This is a genomic window from Enterobacter cloacae complex sp. SHL021, from assembly GCF_049237765.1.
Classification (GTDB): Bacteria; Pseudomonadota; Gammaproteobacteria; order Enterobacterales; family Enterobacteriaceae; genus Enterobacter; species Enterobacter cloacae.
The window spans coordinates 418,197-442,441 of the sequence record NZ_JBMKJG010000001.1 but is presented as its reverse complement, the minus strand read 5'-3'; the positions used below and the strand labels follow the sequence as shown (position 1 = coordinate 442,441).

Below are 24,245 nucleotides of genomic sequence, written 5' to 3'. Positions count from 1 at the left end.
GTCCTGCCCTTATTTAAACTGTTTGAGGAAACGCAGATCGTTTTCGAAGAATGCACGCAAATCGGTCACGCCATAACGCAGCATGGTCAGACGCTCCATGCCCATCCCAAACGCAAAGCCGGAGTAAACTTCCGGGTCAATACCCACGTTGCGCAGTACGTTCGGATGCACCATGCCGCAGCCCAGCACTTCCAGCCATTTGCCGTTTTTGCCCATCACGTCCACTTCCGCAGACGGTTCGGTGAACGGGAAATAGGACGGACGGAAACGAACCTGCAGATCTTCCTCAAAGAAGTGGTTCAGGAAGTCGTGCAGCGTGCCTTTCAGGTTGGTGAAGCTGATGTTTTTATCAACGATCAGCCCTTCCATCTGGTGGAACATTGGGGTGTGGGTCTGATCGTAATCGTTACGGTAGACGCGGCCCGGTGCAATGATACGGATCGGGGGTTCCTGCTCCTTCATGGTACGGATCTGTACGCCGGAGGTCTGAGTACGCAGCAGACGGGTGGCGTCGAACCAGAAAGTGTCGTGGTCAGCACGTGCCGGATGATGGCCTGGAATGTTCAGAGCGTCGAAGTTATGGTAATCATCTTCGATTTCCGGGCCAGTCGCCACGGTAAAGCCGAGCTCACCGAAGAAACTTTCAATACGATCGATGGTGCGGGTCACCGGATGCAGGCCACCGTTTTCGATACGGCGCCCAGGCAGAGAAACATCGATCGTCTCTGCCGCCAGACGCGCATTCAGCACGGCACTTTCCAGCGCCGCTTTACGCGCGTTCAGAGCCTGTTGAACCTGCTCTTTGGCTTCGTTTATCACCGCACCGGCTGCCGGGCGCTCTTCCGGCGGCAACTCACGCAGGGTAGTCATTTGAAGGGTCAGATGCCCTTTCTTACCCAAATATTCGACGCGGACATTGTCTAACGCGGCAACATCTGAGGCCTGATTAATGGCGGCTGTTGCACTGGCAACCAGCTCTGCGAGATGTGACATGATTTTCCTCATTATGTCGGTACAGACACCGATTTGGTGGACGTATTCTCTCAAATTCAGGCACAAAAAAAGCCTCCATCGGGAGGCTTATCTGGCGCTGTTTTTCGTTTCATCTTTCACGCGCTAGCCTCCTGAAGTCAGGTGCTAAAGTAAAAGAAGAAGCGGAAAATAGCAGCATTCATGCTTGCGTTACCTTGTGTGGTAAAAACCGTTAAGACCTTATTGAAAAGCCTGCACGGATAAAAGTCAATCTTCTGATAAGGTTATACCCTAAATAATTCGGAACGAACGCAGCCAACGCAGGTACAGCTTGAAGTATGACGGGTATATGAAAAGAGGGAGCCAGGCCCCCTCTCTCAACTGGCTTATGCCAGTGCTGCTTTCGCTTTTTCGACCAGCGCGGTGAACGCGACTTTGTCGAATACTGCGATGTCAGCCAGGATCTTACGGTCGATTTCAACAGAGGCTTTTTTCAGGCCGTTGATGAATTTGCTGTAAGAAATACCGTTCTGACGTGCTGCTGCGTTGATACGCGCAATCCACAGTTGACGGAACTGACGCTTACGCTGACGACGGTCACGGTAAGCGTACTGACCTGCTTTGATAACAGCCTGGAAGGCAACGCGGTATACGCGTGAACGCGCACCGTAGTAGCCTTTAGCTTGTTTCAAAATTTTCTTGTGACGTGCACGTGCAATTACACCACGTTTTACGCGAGCCATGTGTGCTCTCCTGTATCTATTCTAAGTTAAAAAAGTTAAACGTTAACGACTTATGCGTACGGCAGGCACGCGATAACCAGGCCCAGATCGCCTTTAGAAACCATGGCTTTTGGACGCAGGTGACGTTTACGCTTGGTAGCTTTCTTAGTCAGAATGTGACGCAGGTTAGCGTGCTTGTGCTTAAAACCACCTTTACCGGTTTTTTTGAAGCGCTTAGCAGCACCGCGTACGGTCTTAATTTTTGGCATTTTAATAACTTCCACTTCGCATTGTTAAATAAACGAAACATAGGCGAGCAAAACCTATGAGGCCCGAAGGCTCCACAGATTTTGCTGCTTGAAGGCCTTACTGTTTCTTCTTAGGAGCGAGCACCATGATCATCTGGCGGCCTTCGATCTTCGTAGGGAAGGATTCGACTACTGCCAGTTCACTCAGATCGTCACGGACGCGGTTAAGCACTTCCATACCAATCTGTTGGTGGGCCATTTCACGACCGCGGAAACGCAGTGTGATCTTGGCCTTATCGCCATCTTCCAGAAAGCGAATCAGGCTGCGGAGTTTTACCTGATAATCGCCATCGTCGGTACCAGGACGGAATTTAATTTCCTTAACCTGGATAACTTTTTGCTTCTTCTTCTGTTCCTTAGAAGACTTACTTTTTTCATAAAGGAACTTGCCGTAGTCCATGATACGACAAACTGGCGGTTCGGCGTTAGGGCTGATTTCAACTAAATCTACTCCAGCTTCTTCAGCTTTTTCGATTGCTTCTCTCAGACTCACAATCCCCAGCTGCTCGCCTTCCAGACCTGTTAAGCGAACTTCCTGGGCGCGAATCTCGCCATTGATACGATTCGGACGTGCCGTTTGAACTCGTTTTCCGCCTTTAATACCTTATTCCTCCAGTTGTTGAAGACTGCGGCTGCGAATCTCTTGTTGCAGCTTCTCAATCACTTCACTTACGTCCAGGCTGCCCAGGTCTTTACCACGGCGGGTGCGAACGGCAACTTTGCCTGCTTCCACCTCTTTATCACCACAGACCAACATATACGGGACACGACGTAAAGTGTGCTCGCGGATTTTAAAGCCAATCTTCTCATTTCTCAAGTCTGCTTTTACGCGAATGCCCGCATTTTGTAGTTTCTGCGTCAATTCTTTAACGTAATCCGCCTGAGAATCGGTAATGTTCATGACCACTACCTGCACCGGCGCAAGCCAGGTTGGGAAGAAGCCCGCGAACTCTTCGGTCAGGATGCCAATGAAGCGCTCCAGAGAACCGAGAATAGCACGGTGAATCATTACAGGGACCTGACGCTCGTTGTCTTCGCCAACATAAGAGGCGCTTAAACGCTGAGGCAGGGAGAAGTCCAGCTGTACTGTGCCGCACTGCCAAGCTCTGTCGAGACAGTCATACAGGGTAAATTCAATTTTCGGACCGTAGAAGGCGCCCTCACCCAGCTGGTATTCAAACGGAATTCCGTTCTCTTCCAGCGCCACGGCGAGATCCGCTTCTGCACGATCCCAGGTCTCATCGCTACCAATACGTTTTTCCGGACGCGTTGAGAGTTTGACCACGATCTTCTCGAAGCCAAAGGTACTGTACATATCGTAGACCATACGAATACAGGCGTTAACTTCATCACGTACCTGATCTTCAGTACAGAAGATATGCGCATCATCCTGCGTAAATCCACGAACACGCATCAGACCGTGCAGCGCACCTGATGGCTCGTTACGGTGGCAGCTACCGAACTCTGCCATACGCAGCGGCAGATCGCGGTAAGATTTCAGACCCTGGTTAAAGATCTGAACGTGGCCCGGGCAGTTCATTGGCTTGATGCAGTATTCACGGTTCTCAGAAGAGGTGGTGAACATCGCATCTTTGTAGTTGTCCCAGTGGCCGGTTTTTTCCCACAGCACACGGTCCATCATGAACGGACCTTTCACTTCCTGATACTGGTACTCTTTCAGCTTGGAACGCACGAAGGTTTCCAGTTCACGGAAAATAGTCCAGCCGTCGTTATGCCAGAAGACCATACCCGGTGCTTCTTCCTGCATATGGTACAGGTCAAGCTGTTTACCGATTTTACGGTGGTCACGCTTCGCCGCCTCTTCCAGGCGCTGCAGGTAGGCGTTCAGGGCTTTTTTATCTGCCCACGCGGTACCATAAATACGCTGCAACATCTTGTTGTTGCTATCGCCACGCCAGTAGGCGCCAGCAATTTTCATCAGTTTGAAGTGATGGCAGAAGCGCATGTTCGGCACGTGCGGCCCGCGGCACATGTCGATGTATTCCTGGTGATGATACAAGCCAGGCTTGTCATCATGAGCAATGTTCTCATCAAGAATAGAGACTTTATAGCTCTCGCCACGCTTCACGAAGGTTTCACGCGCTTCGTGCCAGCTGACTTTCTTCTTAATGACGTCATAGTTGGTTTCGGCGAGCTCGTGCATACGTTTCTCGAGCGCGTCGATATCTTCCTGGGTCAGGGTGTGGTCAAGGTCAACGTCGTAGTAGAAGCCGTTGTCGATAACCGGGCCGATCGCCATTTTGGTGTTTGGCCACAGCTGTTTGATGGCATGACCTAACAGGTGCGCACAGGAGTGACGAATGATCTCCAGACCTTCTTCATCTTTTGCGGTGATGATAGAGAGTTGCGCGTCGTTTTCGATCAGATCGGATGCATCAACCAGCTCACCGTTCACACGGCCCGCGATGGTCGCTTTCGCGAGTCCAGGACCGATGTCCAGGGCAACATCCATTGGGCTAACGGCGTGGTCGAAATGGCGTTGGCTGCCATCAGGAAGAGTAATTACAGGCATTTTATATCCTTATTTGCAGTGATGCCCCACACATAAGAGCATATACAAAGAAAATAATCATAGTTTAACAAGAGATTACGACACCATCTGACCAACAATCGTCAAATTGGCTCGTCATCCTGCACCTGCCAAAATCAGAATAATGCCGGTTTACGGCAGGCTTTCTAATGGTAACACTAATGACAGGGCGTATGCACCCTCTGCGACCAGTTTGAACGTATGAGGGCACGATCGCCTACCAGAGCTCGCAATACCCGATTGTTGAGCTATTCTTGAACAGGTCCTGACACAGCCATGAGGCATCACATGAATGTATCCAGTAGAACCGTAGTGATATTGAATATACTTTCTGCTGCCGGTTTAGCGTTGATCCTTGCCGAGAGATTTCATTGGTTCTAGCCCAACCGATGATGTGGCATAACCTTCTGTCCCCGACAGCGCGTATTTTGATAGACTGAAGGCATCAACAGACAAGGATTAGGTTATGCCAACAAAACGATTTGCCGTCAAACACTGGAAAATGGTGCTGGTCTTAATTGCCATCTGCGGTGCAATGCTGCTATTGCGTTGGGCGGCGATGATTTGGGGCTAAGCGGGAATTTGACGCAACGGCGTACAGAATAAAACACGTTATCGATATTCCACCTGTTTTTCGTCAAGGCGAAATACAGGTGGAATAATGGCGTACACAATTACCTGTCAGGACCATTCACCTGCTACCAGTTTATGTACATCAAACGCGTCATTCATTGATTGACCGGTAGACGGCGCGCCCGGCGCGATGTTTGACCCGGCTTCAACGTCAGAAGCGTGAGTCATTCCAACCTGACTGGCATCATCTGCAGCGAATACACCAAACGAAAGTGCAGAAAGCACCATGGCTGCAGCAGTATTTTTGATTTTTTTCATACTATTATTCTCTTTCTGAAGACATGCAATACTTCTCAAGGCAAATAAATGCCTGTGTATTGAGTATAACGCTGGTTCATCCTTTTGCCTCGCCTGGTTATTATCAATTTGTGTCAAATAAACAGAATGCGGTCTGGCCAGGATGAATTATGAAGAAATTAAGAAGATTTTTGAGGACCAATTATTTTAAAACGGCGTTTAATATAAAACAGCACAGTTTCTGAAAATAAAAAACGGGCCGAAATAATCGGCCCGTCTGCATTACATCTTATAGCCCAGTGAAACGGTGGTTCTGCGGTCGGTATGATCCGGCGCAGTCTCTGGAGGCGAAGAGTTCCAGGTCACGTTATAGGCCACTTTCAGGCCAAAGTGTTCGTTGATGTCCACATTCAGCGCTGTCTCAGAATTCAGCGTTGTGTCCTCGGCGCCAAACACAGAAACACCCTGGGTGAACTTCGTGTTGTCGGTCATCTGCCAGGCGTAGGTGCCAGACGCATAGCCGAGCGGTTGCGTTTTGGTATCGCCGTCGGTGAACTCGTCATAACGGACACCCGGACCGAATTCGAAGCGGAAGCTATGAACCGGACCGTTCAGGAACTGACGACCATAACCTGCGGTGAAGACATCGCGTTGACGATAGCCGTTGTAGCGGTCAGTCAGCCAGCTTGCCTGGCCAAACAGGTAGTCATAGTCAGTCATGTTGTAACGGCTACGTCCACCTACCGCGTATTTCTCGGAGGAGCGTTCATCGTTAGCGGAGGTGTTGCTGGCGTTTCCCCACAGAGACCAGGCGGTGGTGTTACCGTACCAGGTCAACGTGCTATCCGCCGTCAGAGAGGAGCTTTTCGTGTTACCGGATTGCGCCAGGTACCCGGCGTTCAAATTACCTTCAAAAGGTTTTTTCGCCGCGGTGGGATCGTCCATGACAGTAAAAACGGAATCATCAGCGGTTGCGCTCATAGCCGCAAACACGCCACCCGCCAGCATCAGTGCAGCGGGCACTGTCTTCAAAAGCTTCATTTTATTAAGGAGTCCGTACAACAAAAAAAGAGACCACACGGTCCCGGAAACTTTCTTGAGGATCAATGACAAGGCGTCCAGAGAAAGGTAACAAATTATAAAAAGCCGCAAATAACATAGCAATGTTTTCTTATTTCATTTTTTGAATAAGAACGATCCCAAAATGCGTTTTATTTTATATATCGCTTAGCCTTCGCTTTGTCATTATTCATATTGAAAATCATACTGTTATTTACATTGCCTTCCTGCCAAATGGTGCCAGACTAAAAGGAACCCACGCTAAAAGGAGGTAATGATGGTTTCTATCTACACTCTGACGCTCTCCCCTTCCCTCGATTCCGCCACCCTCACGCCGCAGATTTACCCGGAAGGTAAACTCCGCTGCAGTGCCCCGGTGTTTGAGCCCGGCGGCGGGGGGATCAACGTGGCACGCGCCATCACCCATCTCGGTGGGAAAGCTACGGCGATATTCCCCGCAGGCGGTGCCACCGGCGAACATCTCGTCTCTCTGCTGGCAGATGAACAGGTCGCCGTGGAGACGGTCGAGGCCAAAGACTGGACACGTCAAAATCTGCACGTGCACGTGGAGTCCAGCGGAGAGCAATATCGCTTTGTGATGCCAGGCGCCAGACTGAGCGACGACGAGTTCCGTCAGCTTGAAGAGAAAGTGCTGACGATTGAAAGCGGTTCACTGCTGGTCATCAGCGGCAGTCTGCCACCCGGTGTCAGTACGGAAAAGCTGACGGCGCTCATTCGGGCCGCACAGCAGCGCGGTATCCGCTGTATTGTAGACAGCAGTGGCGAGGCGTTGCAGGCAGCGTTAGAGCCGGGCAATCTTGAGCTGGTCAAACCAAACCAGAAAGAGCTGAGCGCGCTGGTAAACCGCGAACTCAATCAGCCGGATGATGTGCGCAGCGCGGCCCAGGAGTTGGTGCGCACGGGTAAAGCGCGGCGCGTGGTGGTCTCTCTTGGCCCACAAGGGGCGCTGGCCGTGGATGAAACGGGGTCAGTGCAGGTTGTCCCGCCGCCGATGAAAAGCCAGAGCACCGTAGGCGCAGGCGACAGCATGGTTGGGGCAATGACGCTAAAACTGGCGCAGGGCGCGACGCTGCTGGAGATGACACGCTACGGCGTGGCGGCAGGTAGCGCGGCAACCATCAACCAGGGAACGCGGCTGTGTTCGCTGGCCGATACGCAAAAAATTGTCGATTACCTGTCCCGAAATTAACCCGCTTTCCCCTTCACCCTGAAGGGGAAATGCAGTGCAAAGTCGCCAAACACACACTATCGACTATGCTAAGAAAACTTTCATGATAACAACGAGGTGAATTATGAGCAGTGGTGACATCACCCGCTACGTCGTTACCGTCAACATTCATGAAGCGTCGCTGACCGAGCTGAATGAGCTTAACAACGCCTTTACCCGGGCCAATTTCCTGCTCACGCTGACGGATGAAGAAGGCAATATTCATGATTTAGGCACGCTGGCATTCGGCCTGATAAGCGCCCTGAGCGAAGAGGAGGTTCGCGCGCTGGCGGAAAGCCTGGCTGAGAGCGTGACCGATAAACCTGCCGAAATTGATGTGGATACCTGGGAAACCTGGCAGAAAAAAGAACAATAAGTGCCCTGCATGAAGGTAAACCGCTCAGGTGTGCGTTAGTTCGTATTTTTTTACCGCAGTTATGCGCTAACTTTATGATCTGGCAGACAACATGGGAGAGAGATCATGTGGCAGGCTATCAGTCATCTTTTACGTGAACAACTGGGCGAAGGTGAAATTGAACTGCGTAACGAACTGCCAGGCGGAGAGATCCACGCCGCATGGCACATACGCTACTCAGGGCGCGATCTCTTCGTAAAATGCGACGAGCGAGAGTTGCTCCCGATTTTCACCGCCGAAGCCGATCAACTGGAACTGTTGTCGCGCAGCAAAACGGTCACCGTCCCGGAGGTGCTGGCCGTGGGCAGCGACCGCGACTACAGCTTTCTGGTGATGGAATATCTCCCTGCCCGTCCGCTGGATGCCCACAATGCGTTTATTCTGGGACAGCAGATAGCGCGCCTGCATCAATGGAGCGACCAGCCGCAGTTTGGTCTCGACTTTGATAACGATCTCTCCACCACACCACAACCGAATGCCTGGCAACGCCGCTGGTCAACCTTTTTTGCCGAGCAGCGTATCGGCTGGCAACTTGAGCTCGCCGCCGAGAAAGGCCTCGAATTTGGCAACATTGATGCTATCGTCGAGCATATACAGCAGCGCCTGGCCTCTCATCAGCCTCAGCCTTCTTTGCTGCACGGCGATTTGTGGTCCGATAACTGCGCGCTGGGCCCCAATGGGCCGTATATATACGATCCGGCCTGCTACTGGGGCGACAGAGAGTGCGATCTCGCCATGCTGCCCCTGCACCCCGAGCAGCCGCCACAAATTTATGACGGCTATCAGTCAATCTCCCCCTTACCGCAGGGCTTCCTCGACCGTCAGCCGGTGTATCAGCTTTATACCCTGATGAACCGCGCAATCCTGTTTGGGGGTGAGCATCTGGTGAACGCACAGCGGGCGGTTGAGCGCGTGCTGGCCGCGTGAAGGCAGGACGGGTGGCCTCAGGCCACCCTGTGATTATAAAAAGCCGAGCAGTGAGAAAAAGAAGTAGCCCGCCACAATAATGATCACCGGCAGGACATAGAGCGGAAAGATTTGCAGGAAGATAGAGTGACGCGGCACCACGATGCGGGACTCGATCTGTTCACGCGTCATCCCTTCCGGGCCTTTGGCCTGTTCCAGAATCATCTGGTCTTCCACCCCTTCACGTAAAAAACGGGTCTGACGGCTCATGCGTGCGCCTGACGCCTGTAACGCCATGGCGACAAAGATCAGCGCATAAATCACCCAAAACCCGATATTCAGCTGCTGGTGAAAGTCCGGCGTGGGCGAGTTGAACCAGAAGATATTCAAAAATGGCGTGTTGAAACGCATCATCTCAATCATGACATGCGCAAAATCAAGCATGACCGCATTGATACCCGGCTGTTTTTCGCTGTGATCGTACATAAACTTGAGCACAGAAATCAGCGTAGAAATAACGGCAGGAATAAAAATCACCCAGCCAGCAACCCGTTTTAAGACAGCAATGCGTCCAGCTTGTTGATACGTCATCAGTTCCTCTTCATAAAGACGCGTTATTTGTGGCTAAGTCTACCTCCTGACCGTCATTTTCGCCCGATCTTTAAAGGCAATATGCTAAATTGCAGATTGTACTTAGCACGTATCGTCTGTCGTACACCCTTAATAAGGAGACGTTGTGATGTCGACACCGCGCCAAATTCTTGCCGCTATTTTTGACATGGATGGATTACTGATCGATTCCGAACCGCTCTGGGATCGTGCTGAACTGGACGTCATGGCCAGCCTCGGCGTCGATATCAGCCGCCGCCATGAACTCCCGGATACGCTGGGCTTGCGTATCGATATGGTGGTTGACCTGTGGTATGCCCATCAGCCATGGGTGGGCCCGGATCGCGATGAGGTCACCGCCCGCATTATCAGCCGCGCCATTGCGCTGGTGGAAGAGTCCAGGCCGCTGCTGCCGGGCGTCCGTGAAGCTGTCGCCCTGTGCAAGGCGCAGGGGCTGAAGGTGGGACTGGCCTCCGCCTCCCCGCTGCACATGCTGGAAAAAGTGCTCACCATGTTCGAGCTGCGTGACAGTTTCGATGCGCTGGCCTCTGCGGAAAAGCTCCCCTACAGTAAGCCCCATCCCCAGGTGTATATGGATTGTGCCGCTAAGCTCGGTCTTGATCCGCTAACCTGCGTGGCGCTGGAAGATTCCGTTAACGGCATGGTGGCCTCTAAAGCTGCGCGGATGCGTTCCATTGTCGTTCCTGCTGAAGAGGGCCGACACGATCCCCGTTTTGCGCTTGCCGACGTGAAGCTAAACTCCCTGGCTGACCTGACGGTGCAACACCTGCGAGGCGAATAAACGCTCTGTTTCAGGCAGCCTCGTGCTGCCTGAAAATAAAATAAAACACCGTTCCATTTCGGTTGCATTTCTCACGCCCGACTCCTATTCTAAGTTTCAGAACGACAATCACCTGCTTCTGAGGCGCGAATGATACTGGATACCTTTACTCTTTCAGGAAAAGTGGCCATCGTCACCGGATGCGATACCGGTCTGGGGCAAGGCATGGCCATCGCGCTGGCACAGGCGGGCTGCGATATCGTGGGCGTCAACCGTAAAGCGCCTGAGCAAACAGCGGCCAGCGTGACGGGGCTCGGCAGACGGTTTACGGCCATTCGGGCCGACCTCGGCCAGCAGGCGAGTCTTCAGGGCGTTGTGGAGCGTGCCGTCGCTGAGATGGGGCGCGTCGATATTCTGGTGAATAACGCCGGGACGATTCGCCGGGAAGATGCCCTGGCGTTCACGGAAAAGGACTGGGATGAGGTGATCGACCTCAATCTGAAATCCGTCTTTTTCCTCTCACAGGCCGTGGCAAAGCAATTTATCGCCCAGGGCCAGGGTGGAAAAATCATCAACATCGCCTCAATGCTCTCCTTCCAGGGCGGCATCCGCGTGCCCTCTTATACCGCCTCAAAAAGTGGCGTGCTGGGGATCACCCGTCTGCTGGCGAACGAGTGGGCGGCGCATGGTATTAACGTCAACGCTATCGCACCGGGTTACATGGCGACCAATAATACGCAGCAGCTGCGTGATGACGAGCAGCGTAGCCAGGAAATCCTTGACCGCATTCCTGCCGGGCGTTGGGGCGTACCGGAAGATCTGCAGGGCCCGGTGGTGTTTTTGGCCTCCGCCGCGTCAGACTACGTGAACGGCCATACCCTGGCCGTCGACGGGGGCTGGCTGGCGCGTTGACCCGCTTTGTGACAAAGAGTTACACCGTCACCTCTTTCGCCTACTGTATAAAAACCCTATACTGTATGAATTGACAGTTTCCTGGGTTTTATCATGACGGCGGAAGGCCACCTGCTTTTTTCCATTGCGTGCGCAGTATTTGCCAAAAACGCTGAGCTTACCCCCGTGCTTGCACAGGGGGACTGGTGGCATATTGTTCCTTCTGCCGTGCTGACCTGCCTGTTACCCGACATCGACCATCCTAAATCTTTTCTTGGGCAACGCCTGAAGTGGATCTCAAAACCTATCGCCCGTGCGTTTGGCCATCGCGGGTTTACGCACAGCCTGCTGGCCGTGTTCGCCCTGCTGACGCTGTTCTATTTAAAAGTACCTGAAAGCTGGATAGTGCCCGCCGATGCCATTCAGGGCATGGTGTTGGGCTATTTGAGTCATATTCTCGCCGATATGCTGACGCCTGCTGGCGTGCCGCTGCTGTGGCCCTGCCGCTGGCGTTTCCGCCTGCCTGTTCTCGTTCCCCAGAAAGGGAATCAGCTTGAGCGCGTGTTGTGCATGGCTCTGTTCGCCTATGCCGTCTGGATGCCGCAGACATTGCCCGAAAACAGTGCAGTGCGCTGGTCATCTCAGATGATCAATTCGCTGCAATTTCAGTTCAATCGCTTTATTCATCACCAGATTGAACAGTAAACCAGCAAAATTATCGCATTTGTCATAACCCATTCCATTTGGATATAAGCGCGACATCACACTTCTGCTAACCTTGCGCCAACAGGACCGGTAAAAACCGGCCACATAATAAATCAGGAGAACGGGGATGAATTTTCCACTCATCGCGAACATTGTCGTGTTCGTTATATTGCTATTGCTTCTCGCCCAGGCGCGTCACAAACAGTGGAGCCTGGCGAAGAAAGTGCTGGTGGGTCTGGTCATGGGTGTCGTGTTTGGCCTGGCCTTACATGCCGTCTACGGCTCCGATAGCCCGATACTGAAAGACTCCATTCAGTGGTTCAATATTGTCGGTAACGGCTATGTCCAGTTGCTGCAGATGATCGTCATGCCGCTGGTATTTGCCTCTATTCTGAGCGCTGTTGCTCGTCTGCATAACGCTACGCAGTTGGGTAAAATCAGTTTCCTGACCATCGGTACGCTGCTGTTTACCACGCTGATTGCTGCGCTGGTGGGGGTGCTGGTGACCAACCTGTTCGGCCTGACCGCCGAGGGTCTGGTTCAGGGTACAGCTGAAACCGCGCGCCTGACCGCAATTCAGACCAACTACGTGGGTAAAGTCGCTGACCTGACGGTGCCGCAGATGGTGCTCTCCTTCATTCCGAAGAACCCGTTTGCTGACCTGACAGGCGCCAGCCCAACTTCCATCATCAGCGTGGTGATTTTCGCTGCCTTCCTGGGCGTGGCGGCACTGAAACTGCTGAAAGACGATGCGCCGAAAGGCGAGCGCGTGCTGACCGCTATCGATACCCTGCAAAGCTGGGTGATGAAGCTGGTTCGTCTGGTGATGCAGCTGACCCCTTACGGTGTTCTGGCGCTGATGACCAAAGTGGTTGCTGGCTCTAACCTGCAGGACATCATTAAGCTGGGCAGCTTCGTCGTCGCCTCTTATCTGGGTCTGGGCATTATGTTTGTCGTACACGGCATCCTGCTGGGTGTGAACGGCGTAAGCCCGCTGAAATACTTCCGTAAAGTCTGGCCGGTGCTGACCTTTGCCTTCACCAGCCGTTCCAGCGCCGCATCTATTCCGCTGAACGTCGAAGCGCAGACTCGTCGCCTGGGTGTACCTGAGTCTATTGCCAGCTTCTCGGCCTCCTTTGGTGCCACGATTGGTCAGAACGGGTGTGCGGGTCTCTACCCGGCGATGCTGGCCGTGATGGTTGCGCCAACGGTTGGGATCAATCCGCTGGATCCGGTCTGGATTGCTACGCTGGTCGGTATTGTCACCATTAGCTCCGCAGGCGTTGCGGGCGTGGGCGGCGGTGCTACCTTCGCCGCGCTGATTGTTCTGCCTGCGCTGGGCCTGCCGGTAACGCTGGTGGCCCTGCTGATCTCCGTTGAACCGCTGATCGACATGGGGCGTACCGCACTGAACGTGAGCGGCTCAATGACGGCCGGTACGCTGACCAGCCAGTGGCTGAAGCAGACCGACAAAGCCATCCTGGATAGTGAAGACGACGCCGAGCTGGCGCACCGTTAATCACGTTCCTGTGAGAATAAAAAAAGCCCATCCGCGACGTGATGGGCTTTTTTATGTCCGCTAATTTTACCAGGTGTATTTCACCCCGAGACCGCCCTCTACGTTACGGTACTCGCTGGCGCCCTGCTGGGTACCGATGTTGCCCCACAGGCTCCACTGGTTACTCAGTTTCGCTTCTACCCCAGCTTTTACCTCATAGCGATGCTTCGGCGTATCGGATTCCAGACGCGTGCTGTCCATTTTCACGGCGTCGGTATAGCCGTTATAGAGCCAGTTCGCCTCGATAAACGGCTGCCACTGACGTCCCTTCTTGTCTGCGGAATAGCCGTAGATCCTTACGCCCAGACGGTTGCTGAAACCACCGTCGTTCATCTTCACTTTTGTACCGTTGTTCTCTTTCACATCGTCCGCATCGTAATGCGTGTAGATAACCTGCTCCTGAGGCTGCACGAAGAAGCTCATCAGCGAGGTGTTAAAGACGTTGAAGGCCCAGCCCCCCTCCACCGAAACGGCCTGGGTCGTGCTGTCGTATTTCTGTTCCGGCAGATCGTCTCCGTTCACCTTGTTGTTGTACCAGCCATACTGCGTCCAGGTATCAATGTACGGTCCCGTCCCTTCCGGGCGTCCATCCGCAAACCAGGTCCCATACAGACCGACGCTGTAGCCATCCACTTTGCTGCGGGCGACGGTGCTCTGGCCGTCGCTCTGGTTACGGGTCCGCGCGGAGCCGTAGCCCGCCATGACACCCACCTGCCAGCGGTTCTGGACCTGCAGGTTACTGGCAAGATCGAAACCAAGCTGCAGGCCATTACTCCAGGTATCCTGCCCAATCTGTCCCGCGCTTCGGCTGTCGGTACGGCTGCCGAAGGTGCGGATCCAGGCAGACGGCGCGTTCAGCTGCTGACCGTTACCGGTGACAAACAGGCTTTCCCCCAGACGGTCATGCAGACTATGGGTGAACATGTCCATCGCCGCGCTCTGGTTACCCAGATAGGCCCCCGCTTCCGGGCGAATCGGCACGACCGGTTGCTCAACGGGAACCCGCAGATACCAGTCGCCGTCATTGCTGGTTGGCGTGCCTTTTAGCAGCCGATAATCATAAGCACCAGCGACCACGCGGTTCGCAAGGGTGAAGTCCCCGTTTGACGCCCCATCCACCTCAATGACGCGAATACCATTGACGGTCTGCGCGCCGGTTCCACCTTTGTTATTGACATAAACGTCGGTATGACCACTGGTATCGCCCTGCACCACCAGCTTATCGGTTTTCGAATTATCCCCGCCCAGCACCGTATTGAGCACCAGCGTGCTGTGGGCGGTATAATTCCCGGTGACGGTGAGCGTGTTACCCACGCTATTCCCCGCCAGGTTAACGGTATTGAAGTTATCGAGATCCCCCTGGATGGTCAGATTCCCTGCACCACCGGTCAGCGAGGTAATGGCATCACCGGCGGAAACCGTCCCTCTGCTGGTGACATTCCCGACGATCTTACCGTAGCCGCCGAGCGTGGCCCCCTCATCCACCGTGACGGCCCCACCGCCGGAGAGAGCCGCCGCGCGGTTATCCAGCGCCAGCGTACCTGATTCAACGTGCGTGCCCCCCGTATGGGCATAGTCACTGGCGAGCGTAACCCTCCCGGCGCCCGCTTTGGTCAACAGGCCGCTGCCGCTCATCGTGTTGGCAAACGCCCAGTTGTCGCTGGCGTTCAGCACCAGTTCGCCGTTATTGATGAGAGTGGACGTACCGAGGCTGGCAGGCTGCTGCGCCGTCAGGCGATTCGCAGTACCAATGTTGATGTCGCCGCTAAAGTCCGCGTTATTGCCGGTGAGGATCACGTCGCTGCTGTTGACCAGGTTCATGGCCCCTGCCCCCTGGACGGCATTAGCCAGGGATCCTTTTACGGTATCCAGCACCAGCGTGCCGTCCAGCGTGACCGCGCCGCTGCCCAGCCCGGCCGCGTTTTTGAGGCGCGCCGTTGCCCCGCTGTCGATATCCACGGTCGCGGTCAGCGCATCGTTAGCGTTTGTAACGATCAACTCGCCGCCGGTCAGGTTGAGGTTACCGCCCCCGGTTAATGCCCCGTAGCTCTGCCCGCCGTTGGTCACGGTCAGCGCGCCGCCGTTCAGCGCGAGCGTACTCCCCGCCGCGCCGTTGAGCGCGCCAATGCTCTGGCTGAATCCGTTGAGGTTGGTCGTCGCACCGTCAGCTATGTTCAGGGCGCGGGTCTGGCCGAGGGTGTTATTCCCACCGAGCAGCAAGGTGCCACTGGTCACCTGCGTATTCCCCTGATAATCGTTCGCGGTGTTCGCCAGCGTGAGGGTGCCGTCGTTGGCGCGGAATTCGAAATCGCCCACGCCGGTCAGTTGCGCACCCAGCGTGCTGTCGGTGGCTCCGGTGGTATCGATCACCGCCGTTGACAGGCTGTTCAGCACCTTAAGCATATACCCCGCATACAGCCCCGGACCGTCAGGGGCATTCGCACCCGCGGTCATGACGGCGGTATAGCCGTAGGTAGCCAGCACGTCGTCATGACCAAAGCCGTCAGAGACCTGATCCGTCTCGTCAGCCGGGGCTGCGCCATCCAGCTGCAGGGTCAGATGCGTCCCTTCCGAACTGACGGTTGTCGCTTTCACCACCTGAATACCGTTATCCACCTCGTTATCCTGATCGAGGAAGTTGCCGTCTGGTTTAGTCCCCGGTGGCAGGGAGGTAGTCTGCAGATTAACGACGCCCACGTCTGGCGGCGTAACGGCAGAATCGACGTTCAGGTTATTCACCGTCAGGATATTTGCCGAGGAAGGCGTGCTCATCGCCACGTCCAGCAGCCCACCGTTGAACGTCAGGTTTGCGATAGTCTGGTCGCTGTTGAGCGTGGCGATTGCCCCGATCCCCAGCAACAGCGTGGCGTTGGCTAACGCGCTGGTGTTATCACCCTCCAGCGCCATCGTACCGCGACGCAGCGCCACAATGCCGTTAAACGCATTCCCCGCCGTGGCCGCAAAGTTAAAGGCATCGCTGATACTTCCCATTGTCGCGGCCAGCAGGCCGTTGCCGGTCAGCGCGTTGATAAACGTAAAGCCGCCGCTGGCCGGGCTGACGTTGAGAATGCCGTTCAACTGCACCGGTGAGCCGCCGAGGTTTTCCTGAGTGGTAACGGTCGCTCCACCGCTACCGGTAATATCCCAGCTGCCGTTAAAGGCGCTGTTATCCCCTGCTATTGTGGTTTGCAGGGCACTGATGCGGTTGGTTCCCGTACCGGTGATGTTGGTGGTGAGGGTGTTTCCGGCACCGCTGATGTTCAGCACGCCGTTATTGTCCACCGCGTTGCCAAAGGTGCCATTCGCAAACGAGAGCGCCAGCGTTGCGCCACTGTTAACCGTCGCGGCGCTGGTTCCCAGGGCGGCAACGTTCGCCGCGTTTAACGTTCCTGCGCTGACGGTAGTGGCGCCGCTGTAGGTGTTGGCTGCGGTCAGCGTCGTCTGACTGCCGCTGACCTGTTCCACCGTCCCCGCCCCGCTAATCACGCCGCCGTAGCGCCAGTCGCTGCGGTTGAACTGCAGGGCGCTGTTGTTGACGATATTTCCGGCCACGCTGCCGTCCGTGGTGCCATCGCCGATGCTTACGGTTCCGCTATTAATGACCACCGGCCCGGTCACTCCGACGCTGCTGTTGATAAACAGCGTACCGGCACCGTCCTGGTGCAGTTCACCGCTACCGGACACCACCCCCGTCAGGGCCACGTTATCGCTGCGATTAAAGCTCAGGGTGCCATTATCCGCGATCGGCCCGGCCACGCTTCCGGTTGTCCCGCCCGCGCCAACCTGCATGACCGCGCCGCTGTTAATCGTGGTGAGGCCGGTAAAGGTATTTGCCCCCGTCAGGGTCAGCGTGCCGCCAGTGAGCGTCAGATTACCGAGCGCGCCGCTGGTCACCCCGCCAAACGTTCCTCCGTTGCTGATGGTCAGGTTACCGCCGTTAATCGCCAGACCGCCATCGCCCGCCAGCACGCCAATGGTCTGGGTCATGCCGTTGATATTGGCGTTTGCGCCAGTGTTGATGGTAAGCAGGCTGGTGTTACCGAGCGCCTGATTGCTGCCCAGACGCAACGTTCCGCCAGATACGCTGGTGGTCCCGGTGTAGTTGTTGCTGCTGTTATTGAGGGTAACGGTCTGGCCGCCAGCCGCACTGGCATCAACGTCAAGATTACCGACGCCGGTCACCTGCGCCGACAGCGTTGCCGCGGCCCCAGTCGCTCCGGCATCCGACGTCAGGTGTAACGTCTGCGCACTCAGCAGATCGAGCGTGGTTAAACCGTACTGGATATACAGGCCGTCGTTACTGGTACCGGTACTGAGGGCATAGTTGTAGGTGGCATTGGCCACCGCCGTCCCCCCTTCCGTTATCGCAAACTGCTGCGGATCGCTGATGGCGTTGCCATCATGGTCAGTCAGGGTCAGGTTATTCGCCGTACCGGTCACCGTGCCGGAAGCGGAGACCAGCCGGGACAGGATCGCCCGATCGTCCTCTTCCATCAGGTTCTGCCCCGTTGGCGCCGGGTTAGGAATACCGGCGGACGGCGCTTCGGTGCGAATTTCACCGCTGTTTAGCGTCAGGTCGCCCACCGCCACCACGCCATCCGGCTGTCCGGGCGGAACCTCGCCGTTAAAGACCAGTGCCCCGCCGTTCATCGTCAGGTTGCCGATGGTTTGCGTTCCCGCGCCCACCGTGGTTTCGCTGTTGTTATCCAGCTGCAAGGTCGCGTTGGTCAGCGCTGCGGTATTGTCACCCGCCAGGTTGAAAAGGCTCTGCCCCAGGCGGAGCGTGCCGGTATAGGCGCTGCCGACGGTATTATCAAAGGCAAAGCTACTGCCGCTGGCAAGCGCGGCGGTCATCAGCCCTGAGCCGGTCAGGGTATTGGTGAAGGTATAATTCCCGCTGGCCGGGGCAATGTTCAGGGTACCGTTCAGATTAACGGCGGCGTCCCCGAGGTTTTGTCCGCCCGCCACGTTCGCCTCACCGCCGCTGATAATGTTCCAGTTGCCGGTAAAGAGGGTGTTATCCCCGCCGAGCGTGGTATTGAGCGCACTGATGCGGTTCTCGCCCGCCCCGGTGAGGGTGCTGTTGAGCGTATTCCCCGCGCCTGTAACGTTCAGTAATCCGCCATTGGCAACAGCATTGGCAAACGTACCGTTACTGAACGAGAGCAGCAGGCTGGCACCGCTGTCAACGGTTGCTGCCCCGCTACCCAGAGCGCTGCTGTTCGCGGCGTTTAACGTTCCTGCCGCAACCGTGGTCCCGCCGGTGTAGGCACTGGTGCCGCTCATCACGGTCGTTCCGCTGCCGACCTGCGAGACCCGACCATCGCCGGTAATCGCGTTGGCGACCGTCATGGCGTTGCTGCGGTTAAAGGCCAGCGCCGCCCCGCTGTCGAGCGTAATCGCGCTGGTGCCGGCAAGGGAGCCGGTGGTCCCGCCGTTGCCCAACTGCAGGGTGCCCTGCTGCACGGTGGTCGCCCCGGTGTAGCTATTCGTTCCGGTTAACGTCGTCGTCCCGGTCGCAGAGCTGTTCTGGGTCAGTGTCCCTGAACCGCTTATTGCCCCCGCTAACGTGACATCGTCTGAACGGTTAATAACCAGTTCCGCATTGTTCACCACGTTGCCGACAATCGACCCGCTGGTGCCGCCCGCGCCCAGCTGTAATACCCCACCGCCCAGCGTCGTACCGCCGGTCCAGGCGTTATTCCCGGTGAGGATCCACGTCCCGGTGCTTGCGGTGGTGACCGAGCCGGTGCCGCCGATCGCGCCCCCATAAGTGACGCTGCCGGTGGTGTTCTCCGTCAGGGTGCTGGCACCCAGCGTGACGTTGCCCGTGCCGGTCAGATTATTCACGCTCTGATTGAAGCCGTTCAGATCGAAAGTGGTGCCGTTGTTCAGCGTGACCTGACTGCTGTCATCAATCACATTAAGCGCGCCTGCGCGCAGTGTACCGCCCGTTACCGTGGTGGTACCGGTATAGGTGTTACCGGCATTGGTGAGGGTGAGCGCGTTGGTCGCGTCAATCGCCAGATTGCCACTGCCGCTGATTAACGCCTTCATGTCCGACGCGCCGGCCGGGGTGGCGGTGTCACCAGAAAGCGTAAGCGTCTGGCCGGACTGCAGATCGAGCTGGTTAAGGGTGTAACCGACGCCCAGCCCATTGGTATTGTTCAGGCTGTAGCCGTAGGTACCAATGGCAACCGTCGCGCCGTTCTGATCAATATTGACCAGCGAACTGCTCAGCGCGGCCCCGGAGAGATCTGTCAGGGTCAGGTTCGATGCGGCACCGCTGGTGCCGGTGGCGGTAATCAACTGCAGCCCGGAACCATCATCCTCGGTTAACAGCGAGCCCCCGCTGCTGGCGACCTGGGTGGGATCGATTTGCACCGTCCCGGACGTCAGCCCCAGCTGGCCAGTAGCGATCACCCCGGAGGCGAGATTCGCAAAGCGCAGGGTTCCGCCGTTCAGCGTCAGGTTGCCGGGTGTTTGCGTGCCGCTCCCCACCGTTGTGGTGTTACCGCCATCAAGCTGTAGGGTGGCGTTGGTCAGAGTGGTGGTGTTAACGCCCGAGAGAGCAAACGTGCCTTGCCCGAGCTGCAGCGTACCGGTAAAGGCGCTGCCGACGGTGCCATCAAAGGCAAAGGCGTTGCCGCCTGTCACGGTGGCGGTCATCAGGCCCCCGCCGGTCAGGGCGTTGGTAAAGGTATATCCCCCGCTAGCCGGAGCAATATTCAGCGTGCCGTCCAGATTAACGGCGGCATCCCCCAGGTTTTGCCCGCCGGTCACGTTCGCCGAAGCGCCGTTAGTGATATTCCAGTTGCCGGTAAAGAGGGTGTTATCGCCACTCAGCGTGGTGTTCAGGGCGCTGATGCGGTTCTCGCCCGCCCCGGTGATGCTGCCGCTGAGCGTCGCATTCGCGCCGGTGACCGCCAGCAGACCTGCGTTGGCGATGTTGTTCGTCAGGGTTCCACCGGTGAAGGAGAGATCCAGCGTCGCACCGCTGCTGACCGTCGCGTCGCCTGTGCCCAGCGCCGTCGCGCTGGCGGCATTCAGGGTGCCGGCGCTGACCGTTGTCCCGCCGCTGTAGCTGTTTGCCCCGCTCAGCGTGGTCTCTCCCGTTCCGCTTTGGGTTAGCGTCCCCGTCCCGTCAATGGCTCCGCCCAGCGTCAGGGCGCTGGAACGGTTGACCACCAGCGCTCCGTTGTTGGTGATATCGCCGGTAATCCCCCCCGTGGTACCGCCAGCCCCCAGCTGTAACACGCCAGAATCAATGGTTGTACCGCCGGTCCAGTTATTATCCCCCGTCAGGATCCAGGTTCCTGTTCCGGCGGCCGTCACTGCCCCGGTGCCGCTGATTACGCCGCCGTAGGTCACGGTGCCTGCAGTATTCTCCGTCAGAGTAGTTGCCCCCAGGGTCACGTTCCCGGCACCGCTGAGGTTATTTACGCTCTGATCGAAACCGTTCAGATCGAACGCAGTTCCGCTGTTTAAGGTGACCTGGCTGCTGTCGTCAATCACGTTTAACGCGCCCGTGCGCAGGATGCCACCGGTCACGGTCGTGGTGCCGGTATAGGTATTGCCCGCGTTTGTCAGGGTAATGGCGTCGGTCGCATTGACCGCCAGATTACCGCTGCCGCTCAGCAACGCTTTCATATCTGCCGCGCCGGAAGGGGTGGCCGCGTCGCCAGAGAGGGTTAAGGTTTGCCCTGCCTGGATATCCAGCTGGCTTAAGGTGTACCCGACGGCCAGCCCACCGCTCTCGGTCAGGCCGAAATCACCGTAGGTTGCCACCGCCACGGTATTGCCCCCCTGCGTGACGTTCGCCTGAGAGGTGGTTAAGGTATTTCCGGTTAAATCCTGAAGCGACAGCGCTGACGCCGCACCGGTGTTGCTGGTTGATGTCACCAGCTGCACGCCCGCGCCATCGTCTGCCTTCAACAAATTACTGGTATCGACAATGGCGTCAGGATCAACCCGGATGGTGCCGGAAAGCATGTTCAGCTGTCCGGTATTGATTGTGCCCGCAGGCAGGTCCGGGAAGCGTAAAATGCCGCCGTTTAGCGTCAGGTTACCTACATTTTGCTGGGCTGCCCCCACGGTGGTGGTCCCGCCCAAATCAAGCTGCAGCGTGGCGTTAGTTAGCGTTTGGGTGTTATCGCCATCAAGGCTGAAGGTGCCGGAGCCCATTTCCAGCGTGCCTGTAAAAAGGTTTCCCACGCTGCTGGCAAAATTAAAGGCGTTGCCGCTCGTCAATTCGACTTTGAGTATCCCGGCTCCGGTAAGGGCATTGCTAAAAAGAAAACCACCTGTCACCGGGACCACGTTCAATATCCCGGCCAGTTGAACCGCACCCTCACCCAGATTTTGCGTCGTTTTGGCAAACATCGAGCCACTGCTGAGGATATTCCAGAGACCGGAAAAGCCGCTGTTATCGCCATTGAAGGTCGTATTGAGCGCGCTGACGCGGTTCTCCCCCGTCCCGGAGATGTTTCCGTCGAGTGAGTTATCCGCGGCAATCACATCCAGCACACCGTTATTGGTGATGGTGTTGGTGAAAACATCACCGGTGAAAGAGAGGTCCAGCGTCCCTGCATTATTGATGGTAATATTTCCGGTTCCGAGAGCGCCGCCATCAGACGCGTTCAGGGTTCCCGCATCCACAACGGTGCCGCCGGTGTAGGTATTGGCGCTGGTCAGCGTGGTCTGGCCGCTTCCGGCCTGGTTGACGCGCCCGCTGCCGCTGATGAAATTGGCAAAGCTAATGTCATCGGTGCGGGAGAAGCGTAGCGTGCCGTTATCAACAATATTCCCCGTTACGCTGCCGCTGGCGGAATTATTACCGAGCTGGAGGACCGCATCGCCGTTGATTGTGGTTCCCCCGCCGGTACCACCGTTATCCAGTGCGCCATTAAGGATCAGAGTGCCGCTTTGCACATACAGCGCCTGGTTCGTGATTCCCGTCGTAGTCGAAGAGCCGCTAAGGATCCAGCTTTGGCCGACATCTGCCGCGACAGTAATACTTTGTACACCAGTAACGTTACTGCTAAGCGTTCCCTGCCCGTTCAACGTCAGGGTATTACCGGTTCCGGTTGCCGTGATATTGCCAGTGATATTACTCCCTGTGTCGAGAGTGACGGCGTTATTATTCCCCGTCAGCGAAATAGCGGTTCCCCCGGAACCGATAATAATGCCACTGTTTGTCAGAGTATGCCCGCTGGTCCCTAACAGGATCCCGGTATTACCAGTAATAGAACCTTCGTTGGAAATAGTCACCGTTCCTGATGCGCTTATATCAATCCCATAATTACTGGTGCTGGTTGAATTAATTATGCCACCCGCCTGGTTATCGACAGAGCCAGAGGAACTGCCCCGGAACCAAACGCCATTATGCAGTAAGTCAATTTTACCGGCGTTTCTAATTGTTGAGGTGCCCGAGTCGACAATAATACCGTACCCGCCGCCAATGGATGAAGTACTGTCCCCCACATAGCTACCAGTACCATTACTGAAATAGACTGACGTTCCGCCATCGGCACCGCTCACTACACCACTGTTATTAACCGTACCGCCCGATGTCAAAAATATCCCGTCGCTGTTGCTGTCGATAGAACCGGTAGACAAAATATTCAGCGTACCGCCATTATTCAACTTAACCCCGGCGGCATTCCCGCCGGAACCACCGCCGGTTGTGGTAACATCACCACTGAGATTCAGCACCGTACCTTGCGATGCGGACCCCAGATTCAGGCCATATGAGCCACCGTTGACCGTCGCCCCATCATCAATGGTTACCAGCCAGTTTTGTGAATTATCGCCGCTGATTGCGCTACCCGAGCTAACAGTAATATCGTTAGGTGCAGGCATTACAAACGGACCTGGGCCAGACAATATATAGGGCGAGGTTTGACTATCAATAATGGTATCTGCACATACCGGCATCGAGGCAAGGACTAAAACAGGGATTGCATTTCGAATGGCGATAGCCAGACGAGAAAAGTGAAAACCATCGTTTTGCAACGCACAGGATTTATTCATTTTTCTGACCCGTAGGTGTTTAACAGACGCAACACTTAAAGGATAGAATTAATGAATTAAAATATTACATTATTTTTTCAGCGTTAAATCATAGCATTAGGAGGTGTCAAAAAAAATTAGTGACCAGGATCATAAAAAACAGATAATCCTGAAGTGTTATTTTTTTCAAATATACATTCCAGACAGGAATGCACATTTATTCTCCGATGAATAATAGCCATATATTCATCGGAGCAATATATCCCGTTTTACAAACGGGATGTTCTGTATAAAAAACTATTCCTGAATTTCTTCATCCTGACGGACCTGCATGGCCCACCGCTGGGCCGCTTCCGGCACGGTAAACACCGGAGAACGACGGAAATGCTCGCCAATCAGCACAAAGGCCACATATTTGCCACGTAACTGCCAGACATCGCGATAGCCATCCACCTTCAGCGCATGTTCAGGGGGAGCGGGTTCGACACGGGGCACGTAGCTAATAACCTGGCGATTTTGTTGACGAAGAGGTTTCATAAGCGACTGGTTCATTAAAGCACATTCTGAAAGCAGGAAATTTCTATGATAGCCGATCCTGCCCCCACGCGTCGCGCCTTGCGTGTGGTGGACCGCCTCTTTTACTAAGGCGGTGTCTGAAA

At 55.5% G+C, this 24,245-nt stretch carries 20 protein-coding genes and 1 other annotated feature; of the genes, 9 read left to right on the top strand and 11 right to left on the bottom strand.

The genetic code is table 11. The annotated features are described in order from the left end of the window. Positions 1-9: 9 nt before the first annotated feature. From pheS to thrS, 6 genes are all read right to left on the bottom strand, one after another. A complete protein-coding gene (gene pheS, locus ACOTZF_RS02105; RefSeq protein ID WP_129252790.1) occupies positions 10-993 on the bottom strand; it encodes a phenylalanine--tRNA ligase subunit alpha in 984 nt (327 codons plus the stop codon). 62 nt (positions 994-1,055) lie between these two features. Continuing rightward, positions 1,056-1,180: a sequence feature (Phe leader region), on the bottom strand. Then, complete coding sequence (gene pheM, locus ACOTZF_RS02100) at positions 1,131-1,175, bottom strand: pheST operon leader peptide PheM (protein ID WP_001386830.1); 45 nt, start codon at positions 1,173-1,175, stop codon at positions 1,131-1,133. Its footprint overlaps the feature before it by 45 nt. 178 nt (positions 1,181-1,358) lie before the next feature. Then, on the bottom strand, positions 1,359-1,715 hold the full coding sequence (gene rplT / locus ACOTZF_RS02095) for a 50S ribosomal protein L20 (protein WP_000124850.1): 357 nt from the start codon (positions 1,713-1,715) through the stop codon (positions 1,359-1,361). 50 nt (positions 1,716-1,765) lie between these two features. Continuing rightward, on the bottom strand, positions 1,766-1,963 hold the full coding sequence (rpmI, locus tag ACOTZF_RS02090; RefSeq protein WP_001124225.1) for a 50S ribosomal protein L35: 198 nt from the start codon (positions 1,961-1,963) through the stop codon (positions 1,766-1,768). Between the two features lie 97 nt (positions 1,964-2,060). Next, positions 2,061-2,603 carry a translation initiation factor IF-3 gene (gene infC, locus ACOTZF_RS02085; RefSeq protein WP_023616141.1) on the bottom strand — a complete coding sequence of 181 codons (543 nt, stop codon included), beginning with the start codon at positions 2,601-2,603 and terminating at the stop codon, positions 2,061-2,063. A 3-nt stretch (positions 2,604-2,606) separates the two neighbouring features. Further along, complete coding sequence (gene thrS / locus ACOTZF_RS02080; RefSeq protein ID WP_013097005.1) at positions 2,607-4,535, bottom strand: threonine--tRNA ligase; 1,929 nt, start codon at positions 4,533-4,535, stop codon at positions 2,607-2,609. A gap of 294 nt (positions 4,536-4,829) precedes the next feature. On the opposite strand from thrS, the gene yncL reads away from it, so the two are divergent. Both yncL and yniD read left to right on the top strand, forming a co-directional pair. Next, on the top strand, positions 4,830-4,934 hold the full coding sequence (gene yncL, locus ACOTZF_RS02075) for a stress response membrane protein YncL (protein WP_071829997.1): 105 nt from the start codon (positions 4,830-4,832) through the stop codon (positions 4,932-4,934). Positions 4,935-5,019: 85 nt separating this feature from the next. After that, on the top strand, positions 5,020-5,127 hold the full coding sequence (gene yniD / locus ACOTZF_RS02070) for a small membrane protein YniD (protein ID WP_008500658.1): 108 nt from the start codon (positions 5,020-5,022) through the stop codon (positions 5,125-5,127). 107 nt (positions 5,128-5,234) lie between these two features. Here yniD and ACOTZF_RS02065 read toward each other — a convergent pair whose 3' ends face one another. Both ACOTZF_RS02065 and ACOTZF_RS02060 read right to left on the bottom strand, forming a co-directional pair. After that, positions 5,235-5,444, bottom strand: coding sequence for a hypothetical protein (locus ACOTZF_RS02065; protein ID WP_023620708.1), 210 nt, complete (start codon positions 5,442-5,444; stop codon positions 5,235-5,237). A gap of 261 nt (positions 5,445-5,705) precedes the next feature. Then, positions 5,706-6,464 carry a DUF481 domain-containing protein gene (locus ACOTZF_RS02060; RefSeq protein ID WP_013097007.1) on the bottom strand — a complete coding sequence of 253 codons (759 nt, stop codon included), beginning with the start codon at positions 6,462-6,464 and terminating at the stop codon, positions 5,706-5,708. 295 nt (positions 6,465-6,759) lie between these two features. Here ACOTZF_RS02060 and pfkB point away from each other — a divergent pair, with 295 nt between their 5' ends. The 3 genes from pfkB to ACOTZF_RS02045 all read left to right on the top strand — a co-directional run bounded on the left by pfkB (position 6,760) and on the right by ACOTZF_RS02045 (position 9,052). Next, positions 6,760-7,692 carry a 6-phosphofructokinase II gene (gene pfkB / locus ACOTZF_RS02055; protein WP_129252807.1) on the top strand — a complete coding sequence of 311 codons (933 nt, stop codon included), beginning with the start codon at positions 6,760-6,762 and terminating at the stop codon, positions 7,690-7,692. A 103-nt stretch (positions 7,693-7,795) separates the two neighbouring features. Then, positions 7,796-8,086: a type V toxin-antitoxin system endoribonuclease antitoxin GhoS gene (gene ghoS, locus ACOTZF_RS02050; protein ID WP_013097009.1), complete on the top strand. Its 291-nt coding sequence runs from the start codon at positions 7,796-7,798 to the stop codon at positions 8,084-8,086. A 105-nt stretch (positions 8,087-8,191) separates the two neighbouring features. Beyond that, positions 8,192-9,052 (top strand): fructosamine kinase family protein, encoded by an 861-nt coding sequence (locus ACOTZF_RS02045; protein ID WP_038979921.1) that lies wholly within the window; start codon positions 8,192-8,194, stop codon positions 9,050-9,052. A 33-nt stretch (positions 9,053-9,085) separates the two neighbouring features. Here the strand turns inward: ACOTZF_RS02045 and ACOTZF_RS02040 are convergent, their stop codons facing one another. Then, positions 9,086-9,622: a YniB family protein gene (locus ACOTZF_RS02040; RefSeq protein WP_020688370.1), complete on the bottom strand. Its 537-nt coding sequence runs from the start codon at positions 9,620-9,622 to the stop codon at positions 9,086-9,088. A 148-nt stretch (positions 9,623-9,770) separates the two neighbouring features. On the opposite strand from ACOTZF_RS02040, the gene hxpB reads away from it, so the two are divergent. From hxpB to tcyP, 4 genes are all read left to right on the top strand, one after another. Further along, on the top strand, positions 9,771-10,442 hold the full coding sequence (gene hxpB / locus ACOTZF_RS02035) for a hexitol phosphatase HxpB (protein WP_013097012.1): 672 nt from the start codon (positions 9,771-9,773) through the stop codon (positions 10,440-10,442). Between the two features lie 129 nt (positions 10,443-10,571). Beyond that, on the top strand, positions 10,572-11,333 hold the full coding sequence (gene kduD, locus ACOTZF_RS02030; protein ID WP_038979918.1) for a 2-dehydro-3-deoxy-D-gluconate 5-dehydrogenase KduD: 762 nt from the start codon (positions 10,572-10,574) through the stop codon (positions 11,331-11,333). Positions 11,334-11,426: 93 nt separating this feature from the next. Then, positions 11,427-12,017, top strand: coding sequence for a metal-dependent hydrolase (locus ACOTZF_RS02025; RefSeq protein ID WP_013097014.1), 591 nt, complete (start codon positions 11,427-11,429; stop codon positions 12,015-12,017). 127 nt (positions 12,018-12,144) lie between these two features. Beyond that, positions 12,145-13,536 carry a cystine/sulfocysteine:cation symporter gene (gene tcyP, locus ACOTZF_RS02020; protein WP_038419159.1) on the top strand — a complete coding sequence of 464 codons (1,392 nt, stop codon included), beginning with the start codon at positions 12,145-12,147 and terminating at the stop codon, positions 13,534-13,536. Between the two features lie 66 nt (positions 13,537-13,602). Here tcyP and ACOTZF_RS02015 read toward each other — a convergent pair whose 3' ends face one another. Together ACOTZF_RS02015 and cedA are read right to left on the bottom strand one after the other, a co-directional pair. Then, entirely contained in the window at positions 13,603-23,436 is a 9,834-nt protein-coding gene (locus ACOTZF_RS02015) for an autotransporter outer membrane beta-barrel domain-containing protein (RefSeq protein ID WP_348563282.1), read from the bottom strand. 447 nt (positions 23,437-23,883) lie between these two features. Further along, complete coding sequence (gene cedA, locus ACOTZF_RS02010) at positions 23,884-24,138, bottom strand: cell division activator CedA (RefSeq protein ID WP_072203699.1); 255 nt, start codon at positions 24,136-24,138, stop codon at positions 23,884-23,886. Between the last annotated feature and the right edge of the window lie 107 nt (positions 24,139-24,245).

Bases quoted from the DNA above. Each gene is read 5' to 3' on its own strand.
- pheS (WP_129252790.1), bottom strand. From the start codon at position 993: ATGTCACATCTCGCAGAGCTGGTTGCCAGTGCAACAGCCGCCATTAAT.
- rplT (WP_000124850.1), bottom strand. From the start codon at position 1,715: ATGGCTCGCGTAAAACGTGGTGTAATTGCACGTGCACGTCACAAGAAA.
- rpmI (WP_001124225.1), bottom strand. From the start codon at position 1,963: ATGCCAAAAATTAAGACCGTACGCGGTGCTGCTAAGCGCTTCAAAAAA.
- thrS (WP_013097005.1), bottom strand. From the start codon at position 4,535: ATGCCTGTAATTACTCTTCCTGATGGCAGCCAACGCCATTTCGACCAC.
- yncL (WP_071829997.1), top strand. From the start codon at position 4,830: ATGAGGCATCACATGAATGTATCCAGTAGAACCGTAGTGATATTGAAT.
- yniD (WP_008500658.1), top strand. From the start codon at position 5,020: ATGCCAACAAAACGATTTGCCGTCAAACACTGGAAAATGGTGCTGGTC.
- ACOTZF_RS02065 (WP_023620708.1), bottom strand. From the start codon at position 5,444: ATGAAAAAAATCAAAAATACTGCTGCAGCCATGGTGCTTTCTGCACTT.
- ACOTZF_RS02060 (WP_013097007.1), bottom strand. From the start codon at position 6,464: ATGAAGCTTTTGAAGACAGTGCCCGCTGCACTGATGCTGGCGGGTGGC.
- pfkB (WP_129252807.1), top strand. From the start codon at position 6,760: ATGGTTTCTATCTACACTCTGACGCTCTCCCCTTCCCTCGATTCCGCC.
- ghoS (WP_013097009.1), top strand. From the start codon at position 7,796: ATGAGCAGTGGTGACATCACCCGCTACGTCGTTACCGTCAACATTCAT.
- ACOTZF_RS02045 (WP_038979921.1), top strand. From the start codon at position 8,192: ATGTGGCAGGCTATCAGTCATCTTTTACGTGAACAACTGGGCGAAGGT.
- ACOTZF_RS02040 (WP_020688370.1), bottom strand. From the start codon at position 9,622: ATGACGTATCAACAAGCTGGACGCATTGCTGTCTTAAAACGGGTTGCT.
- hxpB (WP_013097012.1), top strand. From the start codon at position 9,771: ATGTCGACACCGCGCCAAATTCTTGCCGCTATTTTTGACATGGATGGA.
- kduD (WP_038979918.1), top strand. From the start codon at position 10,572: ATGATACTGGATACCTTTACTCTTTCAGGAAAAGTGGCCATCGTCACC.
- ACOTZF_RS02025 (WP_013097014.1), top strand. From the start codon at position 11,427: ATGACGGCGGAAGGCCACCTGCTTTTTTCCATTGCGTGCGCAGTATTT.
- tcyP (WP_038419159.1), top strand. From the start codon at position 12,145: ATGAATTTTCCACTCATCGCGAACATTGTCGTGTTCGTTATATTGCTA.
- ACOTZF_RS02015 (WP_348563282.1), bottom strand. From the start codon at position 23,436: ATGCCTGCACCTAACGATATTACTGTTAGCTCGGGTAGCGCAATCAGC.
- cedA (WP_072203699.1), bottom strand. From the start codon at position 24,138: ATGAACCAGTCGCTTATGAAACCTCTTCGTCAACAAAATCGCCAGGTT.